Raw genomic sequence first — 12618 nt, 5'->3', positions numbered from 1 at the left:
TACTGTTATGCTTCAGGTCGTGGTGTAATGTTTCCCTCTTCGATATCGAGTAATAAGTCAATCAACTCTGCACAAAATTCAGGATACTGACGCAGTAATGCGTCGTCACCGACTTCATCGACAAAATCAGCTAAAAGAACACGCACTTCAGGTACAAGTGCCCGTGCAACCTTCATATAGGCGATTGCGAATCGCCATTTGCCTGAAATGTAGAGAAGTTTGCCGACTAACATATCGCCAACCGCAACGTCAATCTCTGTCAAATCGGTCTGATACGTTTGTTCCGACATGATGTCGAAGACGCCGTCTTCTTTTACAAGGAAAAGCGACGGAACAGGATCGGCCAGTCCTCTTAAGGCACGATACAGACTTTGAGACATATCTTCTTTGACTTGTTCTAAAAAACGACCATGCGGTGTTTTCCCTTGTTCATCGGTCTCATAAAAAATCGCCCAATCGACGAACAAGTCTCGGAATAACTCAGCATCTTTTAAATACCAACGTCCTTCCGTCGCGATTTCTTCGATAAATGCGACCCAATCGGTGCTTCGAGCAGTGGCTGCCTCTTGATATAAAGTTTTGAGCGCTGTGTTCATCTCTGCTTCGGATACAGTCGTCGGAAACGGGATAATCTTTCGCTCACTTTTCATCGCGTTGATCCTTTCCGGTGTGGTTTCGCCGGACTTTTAAGTGCTTCGGGTTCCATGACTTCACGTTTTGGAATCAATTCCCCGCCATAAATCTCCATTGGTTCAATTTCCACACCCATTTGTTTCGCTAATGTTTTCAGGTGTTTTAAATCATGATCCGTGACGAGCGCAAGGACCATACCTGACGCGTTCCCACGTCCTGTTCGACCTGAGCGGTGGACAAAATCATCAAGGGATTCCGGTAAATCATAATGCACGACATGCGTCACGGCATCAATGTCTAGACCGCGTGCAGCAAGACCGGTCGTGACGAGTAACGGAAACTCTCCCCGTTTATACGAACGTAACGTCTCCATCCGTTCTCTTTTCCCTTTTTCGGCATCTAAAATCCGGTATTTCAATGAAAACTTGCTTAATTCACCGTTTAACGGACCGAGGAATGAGCGGTTGTTAATAAACGTCAACACTTTAACTTGTTGCATATTAGACAAACGACGTAACATTTCCGGTTTCAGGCGACGGGATGTTTCGATGTAACCAAACTTGACTCGTGACGTCTCCGTTCGTTCGACTCGGATGACTTCCGGTTCGTTCGACAGTGTCCGTCCCCATTCTGCCGTCCGTTCAGGCAATGTTGCTGAAACGAGTGCTAACTGACGGTCACGAAGCGCACTGTTCGCGATTCGTGTCGCCGAGGCGCTCATTCCACTTTCGTAGATTTGATCAGCTTCATCTAAAACAATCAATTTCACTTTATGCATCTTCAACTTTTTCGAGTCAATCAATTCGACTAAACGTCCGGGTGTCCCGACAATGATTTGCGGCTTTTTCTTGAGACGCTCATATTGACGTTTTAACTCAACACCACCGATGAACGCACCTGACTTAATTCCACTTCCTTGAGCAAACAATTGGATGACTTGATGAATTTGCATGACCAGTTCTCGTGTCGGTGCCGTGATCGCGACTTGAACGTGTGGTTCATTCGGATCGATGCGCTCGAGGGCCGGAATGACATAAGCGAGCGTTTTCCCAGTTCCTGTCGGTGCTTCGACCAAAACATCTTTCCCCTCACGGATTAAAGGAATAGCTTGTTCTTGGACGGGCATCATTTGTTCAAAGCGTGCTCGTTCCCACGCTTCATTAATAAAAGGTTTCATAAAATTCATAACGTATCTTCTCCTACTCTCTTGTTCATCATTCGGTTACGTATTCAAAACGATCATCAGTTTCAGTTTTAATACCACGTAACGTCTGCGTATACTCATTTCCGGAATCGATTAACCGAATATGAAAAACGATTTCCGTCTCACTTTGTTGATCTGCACTTAACACTTCGAAACCTTGCGCCATTCGATCTTGCAACTCAACAGCAAGTGTTTCAAAACCAGCAAGTACTGGATAAGTTGCTCTGACATCGATTGGGCGTCGAACTAATCGTGCGAGGTACTTCTGGTCGTAACCGATAAAGTCCTCGAAATCAAAATCATCTTCAAACCGGAGCCAAAACCCGTCGTCTTCAAACTCGGTGATCATCCCGATCCGTTCTGTTCCTTCAGTTGATACTTTTAGGGAAACCCAGTCCCCTGTTCGATAGTCTGCTTGCTCTTTTAATGGCGAAAACTCCATTCACTCCACCTCCACGTTCTATATTCCCTTTTTCATTGTCAACGATACGTCCTAAAAATACAAGGTAGCGCCGCGTGACTTTTATCACACTAGCTTCTGTCTCTATCCATCCCACCGTAAATTAATGGTACAGCTACAGACAAAGCCTTTCATAGCAGTCGTTTTCTGTTTTTTGAACACGGGACACTAACTGATACAATTTACTGTGAAGTAAGTCATAGCAACACTTTTACATTTGTTAAAAGATTCACATATACGTAAAACCTCTACCTTGAATTGTTTGTTACACTATTCACATAAGAGATGTATCAAGAACCACTGACCTTACTAATGAAGGAGTGTTGATGATGTTACTTGAAAAAACACAAGCATGGCAACGATTCGAAGGTGGAGAATGGATGGAAAAGATTGATGTCGCTGATTTCATCCGACGCAATCGCTCAGAATACACAGGAGACGATCAGTTCCTCGCCGGTCCGACCGATGCAACCAACACGTTATGGCAACAAATCATGCAGTTGACAGAAGAAGAACGCATTCGTGGTGGCGTCTATGCCGTTGATGCTGCGACCCCATCCTCGATTCTTTCGCACGGCCCAGGTTATCTCAATCCTGAACTCGAAAAAATCGTGGGTCTACAGACCGATGAACCATTCAAACGTTCGATTCATCCGAACGGTGGTATCCGAATGGTCAACGATGCCTTAGAAGCGTACGGTTTTAAATCAGATGACACTGTTACACAGATTTTTAGCGAGTACCGTAAAACGCATAATCAAGGGGTTTTCGATGCGTATACGCCCGAAATGCGCGCTGCCCGTAAAGCCGGTATCATCACTGGACTTCCTGATGCTTACGGTCGCGGACGCATCATCGGTGACTACCGTCGCGTCGCTCTTTATGGAACAGCTCACCTCATTGCTGCAAGAAAAGCGGATTTGAAAGCACACGGTGGATTTTTATCAGAAGCGATGATTCGTGATCGCGAGGAGATGAACGAACAACTCCGCGCCCTTCATGAACTGACAGAACTCGGTAAACGTTACACATGTGACTTATCACGACCAGCTGAAACGGCCCAAGAAGCATTCCAGTGGGTCTATCTTGCTTATCTCGCAGCAATCAAAGAACAAAACGGAGCAGCGATGTCGCTCGGTCGCGTTTCGACCTTCCTTGATATTTATATCGAACGTGACTTGCAAACGGGTCGATTGACAGAAGAGAGCGCGCAAGAACTTGTCGACCACTTTGTGATGAAACTTCGAATCGTCAAGTTTCTTCGGACACCCGATTACAACGAACTCTTTTCCGGTGACCCGACGTGGGTAACAGAATCAATCGGCGGCATGAGTGAAGACGGTCGCTCGAACGTCACAAAAAGTTCGTTCCGCTTCTTGCAGACACTCGTCAACCTTGGTCCGGCACCTGAACCGAACTTAACCGTTTTATGGTCACCAAAACTTCCACGTGGTTTCAAAGAATTTTGTGCGAAGATGTCCATCCTGTCTAGTTCGATCCAATATGAAAATGATGACTTGATGCTTCCGATTTATGGTGATGATTACGGGATTGCTTGTTGTGTCTCAGCAATGAAAATCGGTAAACAAATGCAATTCTTCGGCGCCCGGGCGAACTTAGCAAAAGCCTTACTCTACACGTTGAACGGTGGCGTCGACGAAAAACTCAAAATTCAAGTCGCCCCTCCTTCCGACTTGATTTTAGATGACGTGCTCGATTATGAAACCGTCATGGCCGCCTATGATAAACAATTGGACTGGTTAGCTGAGCTCTATGTCAATACACTGAATGTCATTCACTTCATGCATGATAAATATAGTTATGAGCGCATTGAAATGGCACTCCACGATCCTGAAATTTTACGGACGATGGCTTGTGGGATTGCCGGATTATCCGTTGTCGCCGATAGTCTGTCAGCGATTCGTTATGCTAAAGTCACACCAATCCGAGATACGGATGGCATTACAGTCGACTTTAAAATCGAAGGCGATTTCCCGAAATTCGGAAATAACGATGATCGTGTCGATCAAATGGCCGTCGATCTCGTCGAACTCTTTATGGAAAAAATCCGGAAACATCCAACGTATCGTGATGCTTTACCAACCCAATCTGTTCTGACGATCACGTCAAACGTCGTGTACGGTAAAAAAACTGGGAATACCCCCGATGGTCGTCGCGCTGGCGAACCGTTCGCACCGGGAGCAAATCCAATGCACGGACGTGACACACGTGGTGCAGTCGCTGCGTTGACTTCTGTCGGCAAATTACCTTATGAGCATGCCTTAGATGGTATTTCCTACACGTTCTCAATCGTTCCGAAAGCACTCGGAAAAGATGAAACAACACGTATCAACAATACAGTCGGTCTACTTGACGGCTATATGGGCGGTACGACTACCCGTGGTCATCACTTAAACGTCAACGTGTTCGACCGCGCCACTTTACTCGATGCGATGGAGCATCCTGAACTTTATCCACAGTTGACGATTCGTGTATCGGGTTATGCCGTCAACTTCATTAAGTTGACACGCGAACAACAAATCGATGTCATCAACCGTACATTCCACGGTGCACTTTAACTTTTCTGAAAGGACTTGATCACTATGACTTACGGGACGGTTCACTCTGTCGAATCTTGTGGGACTGTCGATGGTCCCGGTATTCGCTTCATCGTCTTTACGCAAGGCTGCCCGCTGCGCTGCCAATATTGCCACAATGCGGACACCTGGGAATTCGGTTGTGGTCGAAAAGTATCACCGGAAGAAATCATCAAAGAAGCGAACAGCTATCGTTCCTTCTTTGACGCAACGGGTGGAGGGGTGACCTTCTCCGGTGGCGAACCGTTGGCTCAACCCGAGTTTTTAGAAGCCTCGCTGCGTGAAGCAAAACGAAACGGCTTGCATACCGTCATCGATACAGCAGGTTCGGTCGTCCCGAAAAACCTGGATCAAATCCTAGACTATACAGATCTCGTCTTACTCGATATCAAGCACATCGATGATGCGACGTGCCGGATTTTGACCGGGCGAAGTAACGTCAATACACTAGCCTTCGCAAAATTGCTCGCAGAACGAAACATTCCCGTCTGGATTCGCCATGTCCTTGTCCCCGGCGTGACGATGACGGAAACGTTTTTACGGCAAACAGGTGAATTCATTCGAACACTCGGAAATGTCGAACGGGTTGAAGTCCTCCCCTATCACCAATTAGGTGTCTATAAATGGGAGGCACTCGGGCTCGAATATGCGCTAAAAGATGTCTTACCGCCTACCGCGGAGGAAACGTTTGCCGCGCAAGATTTACTCAACTCGTACTTGTCATGATTGATGTGACTTGATAGACTGAACACATAGTCTATGAAACGGAGGTACAATACCGAAATGAAGCAATCACTCGCTAACGTCTAATGATGAATGAACTCATCACTTTCGCAATCGCTTGCGGATGACTGACGCTACGAGTCTGCTCAATTTCGGTATTTCCCTATTTCAGGTGGATACCTTCTTTGAATTGCACTCCCGCACACCATCCGTACGCTCAGGATGGTGTGTTTTCATTTCATCTCAACCGAAATGAAACAAAGGGAGCTGAGCTTATGCCAACTGAAGTATTATCCATCCATGATTTACAAATCGATTTTGCCGGGCAGTGTCTTTTCCACGATGTCACGTTCTCCATCCGCGACGGCGAACACGTCGCCTTGGTCGGACCGAACGGCGTTGGAAAAACGACGCTCTTGCGCGCCATCCTAAAAGAAATCATCCCGACGACCGGAACAATCCATCGCACGTATGACCGGATTGGGCTCTTAGCCCAACAAATCGAACCCTCGACAAGTGTAGCAATTCAAATCGTCGAACAGGCGGATGTAACCCGTTACGACTTACGTGAACGTGCCTTAACCACTGAAGCCGTGGCCGACTACCAGGCTGCCGTTGACGCAGATGCCTTCACGCTCGAAGCCGATGCGAGACGTGTCCTGAAAGAAGTTCAACTCGAGCAATCTCTTTGGTTTCAGCCTTTGAACACACTGAGCGGCGGCGAACAGACCCGGATTCAACTTGCATGTCTACTGTTGAAGAAACCGGACTTCATCCTGCTTGATGAACCGACCAACCATTTAGATGAAGACACACTCGAGTGGCTCGTCGCGTGGACGCGTCAAACGAAGACGACGATGCTCTATGTTTCACATGAGCGTGCCTTTATCGATGCGACGGCTGACGCCGTCATTGAATTGACTGAAGCAGGAGCCACGCGTTACGAAGGAAACTATGAGATTTACCGTACGTTAAAGGAACAAGAACGGACTGCACAGTGGCATCAATATGAGAAGCAAGAACGAACACGAAAAGAACTCACCCGGATGATTGGTCAATATCAAAATTGGCATCAAAAAGCGACGGCTAGTGCAAGTGAACGAGATCCGTACGCGAAAAAAAAGGCAGCAAAACATGCGACAAAAGTCAAAACAAAAGAAAATCAGCTCGAACGCCTACTGGAACACCGGGTCAAAAAACCGGAAACGCCGTCCCACGTCCATGTCAGATTCGAAGCAGAACATTTTTCAGCGAAATGTCTCGTTTCAGTCGATGCTCTCTCATTCGACTATCCGCATCGCCGGCTCTTTCAGGATGTGTCGTTCTCCATCCGGCGTGGCGATCGAATCGCGTTGATTGGTCGAAACGGTTCTGGGAAAACGACGTTATTACGTCTTTTACTTGGAGAATTGGCGCCATCTGCCGGTATCATCAAACGGCACCCGACTTTAAAAGTCGGTTACTTTTCTCAAGTTCTATCCACTTTACCGAATACCGGCACACTACTTGATGCCTTGCTTGAGACGAGCGAGATTTCGGAAACAGATGCCCGGACACTACTCGCGTGCTTTTTATTTCGGCGGGAGACCGTCTATAAACCAATCGCTGAAGCGAGTATGGGCGAGAAATGCCGGATTGCCTTTTTACGTCTCTATTTTTCCGGCGCGCATTTACTCATCCTCGACGAACCGACGAATTATCTTGATCTTGCGACACGGGAACAAATCGAAGCGGCACTCGAAGTTTTTCCCGGTGAGTTGCTGTTTGTTTCCCATGACCGTTATTTTACCGATCGTTTATCAAACCGAACGATTTCATTGACCGGTGACTTCACAGTCCATCCTGTCGGGACAAAGGCTTTACGGGAACAACGTGCTTCTGATTCGGATGGAATCCGGGCTGACTTACGGCGTTTGAATGAATTGACCGGTGAAATTGACTTTGATGTGTAATTGACGGAAGTCACATCACGAACTGATTTTTAGCACGATGATAGAAGCATGCTAACTTAAAAAGACATACGGTACTTTTCCATGCGCCTCCCACATGCGTATCTAATTACCGCGAACGAAAAAAAACGCTGATGATTCCCTGTAAAGAAGGGGAATATCGGCGTTTCGTTTACTTATCTTTTTTGATACTTTAATTTTGTATGCGCCTGTGCGTTTTTCTGAATTTTCTTCCACTTTTCTTTTTCGGCAGCTTGTAGCGCTGTACTTTGCTTCCGTTCAGCATAGGCAATTTCCCGTTGCAGCTTCAGATAACTTTCCCAGCGTTCACGCGGAAGACTTCCATCTTCCAATGCTTGGCGGACTCGACACCCGGGTTCATTGCCATGTTGGCAATCCCGGAAACGACAGTTTTCAGCGAGCGACTCGACATCAGAAAAAGTCGAAGTCAGCCCGTCACTTCCGTCCCATAATCCCAGTTCACGCATACCCGGTGTGTCGACGAGCAACAGACCGTTCGCTAATCGTTTGAGTTCACGGTGCGTCGTCGTATGCCGTCCGCGTTGATCGTCTTCCCGCACGCCACCTGTTTCCATCAACTGTTCCTCTGCTAACGCATTAACGAGAGTCGATTTCCCGACACCGGATGAACCGACGAGGACAATCGTCTCACGTGGTTCGAGAATATCTCGAAGACTTTCCAACCCGTCACCGTTCAACGAATCAATCGCAAAATAAGGTGTCCCGAAGGCAATCCCTTCAATCTCAGTCAACTCGGACTCGACGGATTCCATCAGACTTCGTTTCGTCAAAACAATGATTGGCTTGACGCCAGCTTCCCAGGCGACCGTTAAATAACGTTCCAGTCGCCGGACATTAAAATCGTGACCGAATGCCATGACGAGCAAAGCTACGTCAACATTCGCACAAATGATTTGTTCTTCGACTTCCGTACCCGCTGCTTTTCTTGAGAATTGTGAGGTCCGCGGAAGAACTTGCTCAATCCGTCCTAATCCCGCTTCTCGCTCTGTCTGGATGATCCAATCCCCTACTGCGGGAAGATCTGCTTTCGTCAATGCCTCAAAGCGCATCTTTCCAGATAATTCACTAAGCGTCTCGCCAGCAGCCGTCATGACACGATACTGTTTTTGAAAGACTGCAGTGATCCGTCCTAAATTTTCATGTTTTCCTGCCTCATGTGCAGGTGGTTTACCCCATTCGTTCAAATGGTTTCCTCCTCTGATTTAAGGGAGGGAAACCCCTCCCTGTTCTCCAGTACGTGTTTGATTTACGTTGATTTGCACATTCATAAACCTCACTCCTCTCCAGTAACTTCCTCCGTATTTTACCATATGTAGCCACTTCAAAACCGTTGGGCGATAAAGTCAGACCTTACTACTCCGCCTCAAGGCCGAGACGAATACGGTCCGAGGGGCGTCGTCGTTTTTCTCACCATCCCTTATCATAAAGGTATCAAGTAAAAGGAGGCTTCATCATGAAGCAATCAAAAGGCAAACAGGCTTTGATGGTACTTGCCGGTATCGCTCTTCTCGCAGTCGTCATCGGGACACTCCCACATATGATTGGACTCGGGCTCGGTGGACTGCTTGCATTTTACGCCATCAGTAAGTTTGTCCGTTCAACAAAAGTCATCGCAAAAATCGGTTTTGGTTTACTCGCAGCAGTCGGAATCGGCTTAGCCCTTTCAAACATTTGGGCGGTATTCGGTATCGCGGCAGCACTTGCCCTCTACATCGGTTACATGCGGATGAAGATGGAACGTGTGAACCCAAACGATTTATTTTCTCGCCGTCGTCGGTCAAACGCGTCTCATTTTGAGGCAGATTGGAAAGACCTCGATCAAAAACGCTTTTAATCGCTACTTATACTCAAGGAGGAATTCACGATGAAGAACGTATTCGACCAACTCAATGATTTTGCTAACCAAATGATGACGGAAGTCAAAAAGGCAGCCGAGCAAGGTGAAGTCCCGGCTAAAAAATTAGTCCGTCATATCCGGATTACCGAATCTGATTTAAAAGAAATCGACCGGCTACTCGAACGTCAACGGTCACTCCTAAGCGAACTCACACAAAAACAAGATGAAGCAAAAGAACTAGCTGATAAGCGGTTTGCCCAAGTCGAAATTGCTAAACAAGCTGAAGAGCAGGAACTTGCAGAACGCGCCGCTATCGAATCCAAACATTACGGTGAACAGTTCCGTTTCTTCGAAGAGTTGATTGTTGAAACGAAACGGGAATTGACGCAACTCGAACGGGAAGCACTCGAGTTGAAACTTAAACTCGAAGACTTGCAAAATAAACGCTATGAGTGGATGATGCGGGAAAACGTTTCTAATTTAAAATCAAAGATGAACCAGGTGCTAGAACGCGAACCAAATGCTACTATTAAACAAGAAGAACATCCGTTTACGGCAGCAGAACCGGATGTCGCAGAACAAACACCAGAAGACGACATCGATTCACGTATTGCGGAACTCGAACGTCGCTTCCAAAAATAAGTATTTTGACGAAGGAGGCCCTTGCCTCCCTTTGTCATGTCAGGGAGGAGATTGATCGTGCGACGATTAAGTACAAAACAATTAGTCGGCTACGTGTCGATCCTATTCGCGCTCGGATTATTTTATGATTTGATGACTGGAGCCGGAAACGTCTTATTTGGAATCTTATTCCCGTTCTTGTTGTATTACGTCGGGATTCATTTTCGGCGTCGCGGTCATGAAAAACTGGCCATCCTGTTTTATATCGTCGGTACGATTATCTTAGCTGGAGTCGTCTTGAGCTCGGCAGCTGTCGGATTCGTCATCGCCGGAATTTTGCTATATCTCGGAATTATCCTTGTCACCCGACACTCCGTCCGCGAATTTTTCTTTTCGAAGATTTCACCACGTCTTTATGAAGAAGAAGGCATTACGATCCAACCTGCCTACTCGTTTTCGACGCAGTCTGAAACACCTTACGTGTTAAAAGACTTGAGTGAACAGTTCATCGTCAAAGATTTAGAAATCGATTTAACGCATGCCTATGTCCCAGAAGGTGAAACACTCATCGTCATCAGTGGTGTCGTCGGAGATGTGCGTATTTTATTACCTTCAGGATATGACTATACGCTTGATACGTCGATTGGTTTTGGAAGCGTCAAAACAGATGTCCGCCGGATCCCGACATTTTTTAACCGTCGCATTCAGTTTCGGGCACCACAATATGAAGAAGCGACTCGAAAAGTCCGCATTCACGTCATGCTTGGCATCGGTAACGTGGAGGTGACCTCGATATGAAACGTGATCACTTCCCGCTCGGTGTCATCGCGCTCCAAGTATTGACCGGATTTCTGACAGCCGTCGTGACGACTGGTTTGTTTTTAAGTACACGCCAAGTCGATTGGCATGTACTTTTCGTCCGTCAACAAGATTTACCTGTCTTATTGCTCGTCGTCGGATTATCCCTGTTACTTCCGCTCGCAATCGGCAGCATCCACTACTTCTTTTTACGTCGTGACTTCAAACGTGTCACAACTGCCATCATCGAACTCGAGCAAGGAAAAGAAGTCACGATTGTCAACGGACCTTACTTCCACACACTGACCCGCCTCTCACGAATTGGGAAACGAATCGATGAACAGGTCGAGACGGTTCAAAAAATCAGTACACGTCCGCAACACGTCGAACAAGTTCGTGTCCAAGCCATCACGGAAGAACGCAAACGTCTCGCACGTGATCTCCATGACTCCGTCTCCCAACAACTTTATGCCATTTCGATGATGACGACGGCTGCCAAACAAACGATTTTGACGCAACCGGAAACGGCAGCGAAACAAATTGACTTAGTCGAGACGATGGCACAGACGGCACAATCGGAAATGCGTTCTTTATTGCTCCAACTACGTCCCGTCGAACTCGAAGGCATGACGTTACAACAAGGACTAACCCAACTGCTCGAAGAACTATCACGAAAACAATCGACGCAACTGAGCTGGAAACTCGAACCGATTGAATTACCGCGCCCGATTGAAAATGAATTATTCCGCATCGTTCAAGAAGGCTTGACGAATGCTTTACGCCACGCGAAAGCATCGCACATGAATATCGAATTGCGTCAATTCAATGAGACAATCATCTTGAGTATGAATGACGACGGTGTCGGCTTTATCGTCGACGAGAAAAAACTCGCCTCGTACGGGATCAACTCGATGCGCGAACGTACGGCTGAAATCGGTGGGACGATTCGCCTCGTCAGTGTGCCCGGTCAAGGAACGCAGATTGAAGTCAAACTTAGAAAAGAACGGATGGTGCAAGTATGATACGCGTATTATTAGTCGATGACCATGAAATGGTTCGCGCTGGAGTCTCTGCCTTTTTATCGACCCAACCTGATATTGAAGTGGTCGCAGAAGCTGCTGACGGACAAATCGGAGCGAAACTTGCTCTTGAACATCGCCCTGATGTGATTTTGATGGACTTAGTCATGGAGCCGGTCGATGGTGTCGAAGGAACACGTCTGATTCGCGCCGAGTGGCCGGAAGCTAAAATTTTAGTCGTCACAAGTTTCTTAGATGATGAGAAAGTTTATCCCGTCATTGAAGCCGGTGCGATGAGTTACGTCCTAAAAACGGCAAGCGCGTTTGATATTGCGGAAGCAATTCGCAAGACAGCGAGCGGACAATCTGTCATGGCAGCTCAAGTGACAGGTAAGATGATGGAACGCCTGCGCAAACCTGCTAGTCAACTCCATGATGATTTAACAGAGCGTGAACAAGAAGTCTTACAGTTAATGGCGCGCGGTATGGCCAATCAAGAGATTGCAGACGAACTGTTCATCTCCCTAAAAACAGTCAAAACGCATGTTTCCAACATTTTATCAAAGCTCGATGTCGTCGATCGGACGCAAGCCGTCGTCTATGCCTTTAAGCACCACATCGTGAAGTAATCTTTTACTTAGTTTTTGCACTCGTCTACGCATCCATTCATTAAAAAAAGGGTCAGCTTATCAAAGCTGGCCCTTCAGACTGTAAACAACGTGCGATTGGGAGATC

General features: G+C 46.9%; 12 protein-coding genes. 8 read left to right on the top strand and 4 right to left on the bottom strand.

Annotated elements, in window-relative coordinates; all coding sequences use genetic code 11:
• Window positions 1-5: 5 nt before the first annotated feature.
• Genes AC0VYQ_RS03290 through AC0VYQ_RS03280 form a run of 3 tightly spaced genes read right to left on the bottom strand, consistent with a single transcriptional unit; the run spans window position 6 to window position 2279 of the window.
• Entirely contained in the window at window positions 6-650 is a 645-nt protein-coding gene (locus AC0VYQ_RS03290; RefSeq protein ID WP_029332733.1) for a hypothetical protein, read from the bottom strand.
• Window positions 647-1819, bottom strand: coding sequence for a DEAD/DEAH box helicase (locus tag AC0VYQ_RS03285; protein WP_029332732.1), 1173 nt, complete (start codon window positions 1817-1819; stop codon window positions 647-649). The genes AC0VYQ_RS03290 and AC0VYQ_RS03285 overlap by 4 nt, the downstream gene beginning before the upstream one ends.
• 28 nt (window positions 1820-1847) lie before the next feature.
• On the bottom strand, window positions 1848-2279 hold the full coding sequence (locus tag AC0VYQ_RS03280) for a hypothetical protein (protein WP_475404252.1): 432 nt from the start codon (window positions 2277-2279) through the stop codon (window positions 1848-1850).
• Window positions 2280-2626: 347 nt separating this feature from the next.
• Here AC0VYQ_RS03280 and pflB point away from each other — a divergent pair, with 347 nt between their 5' ends.
• The 3 genes from pflB (at window position 2627) to abc-f (ending at window position 7569) form a co-directional block, all read left to right on the top strand.
• A complete protein-coding gene (gene pflB / locus AC0VYQ_RS03275) occupies window positions 2627-4876 on the top strand; it encodes a formate C-acetyltransferase (protein WP_285800501.1) in 2250 nt (749 codons plus the stop codon).
• Window positions 4877-4900: 24 nt separating this feature from the next.
• A complete protein-coding gene (pflA, locus tag AC0VYQ_RS03270) occupies window positions 4901-5620 on the top strand; it encodes a pyruvate formate-lyase-activating protein (protein WP_475404251.1) in 720 nt (239 codons plus the stop codon).
• A gap of 272 nt (window positions 5621-5892) precedes the next feature.
• Window positions 5893-7569 (top strand): ribosomal protection-like ABC-F family protein, encoded by a 1677-nt coding sequence (abc-f, locus tag AC0VYQ_RS03265; protein ID WP_475404250.1) that lies wholly within the window; start codon window positions 5893-5895, stop codon window positions 7567-7569.
• A 173-nt stretch (window positions 7570-7742) separates the two neighbouring features.
• Here abc-f and rsgA read toward each other — a convergent pair whose 3' ends face one another.
• A complete protein-coding gene (rsgA, locus tag AC0VYQ_RS03260; RefSeq protein WP_475404249.1) occupies window positions 7743-8792 on the bottom strand; it encodes a ribosome small subunit-dependent GTPase A in 1050 nt (349 codons plus the stop codon).
• Window positions 8793-9061: 269 nt separating this feature from the next.
• Here rsgA and AC0VYQ_RS03255 point away from each other — a divergent pair, with 269 nt between their 5' ends.
• From AC0VYQ_RS03255 to AC0VYQ_RS03235, 5 genes are read left to right on the top strand one after another with little or no spacing between them, the layout of a single operon-like run.
• A complete protein-coding gene (locus tag AC0VYQ_RS03255; RefSeq protein ID WP_475404248.1) occupies window positions 9062-9442 on the top strand; it encodes a lmo0954 family membrane protein in 381 nt (126 codons plus the stop codon).
• Window positions 9443-9472: 30 nt separating this feature from the next.
• Complete coding sequence (locus tag AC0VYQ_RS03250; protein WP_088836391.1) at window positions 9473-10087, top strand: hypothetical protein; 615 nt, start codon at window positions 9473-9475, stop codon at window positions 10085-10087.
• A 57-nt stretch (window positions 10088-10144) separates the two neighbouring features.
• The gene (gene liaF / locus AC0VYQ_RS03245; protein WP_029332724.1) at window positions 10145-10864 is read left to right on the top strand and encodes a cell wall-active antibiotics response protein LiaF; all 720 of its coding nucleotides are present in this window, start codon (window positions 10145-10147) and stop codon (window positions 10862-10864) included.
• Complete coding sequence (locus AC0VYQ_RS03240) at window positions 10861-11886, top strand: sensor histidine kinase (protein ID WP_034801180.1); 1026 nt, start codon at window positions 10861-10863, stop codon at window positions 11884-11886. Before liaF ends, AC0VYQ_RS03240 begins: the two co-directional genes overlap by 4 nt.
• A complete protein-coding gene (locus AC0VYQ_RS03235; RefSeq protein ID WP_029332722.1) occupies window positions 11883-12512 on the top strand; it encodes a response regulator in 630 nt (209 codons plus the stop codon). Before AC0VYQ_RS03240 ends, AC0VYQ_RS03235 begins: the two co-directional genes overlap by 4 nt.
• Window positions 12513-12618: the final 106 nt, after the last annotated feature.

It is taken from the genome of Exiguobacterium sp. QJM3NY_9, assembly GCF_056173545.1.
Note: the sequence above shows the minus strand (reverse complement) of the source record. Positions and strands in the feature narration are given on the sequence as shown.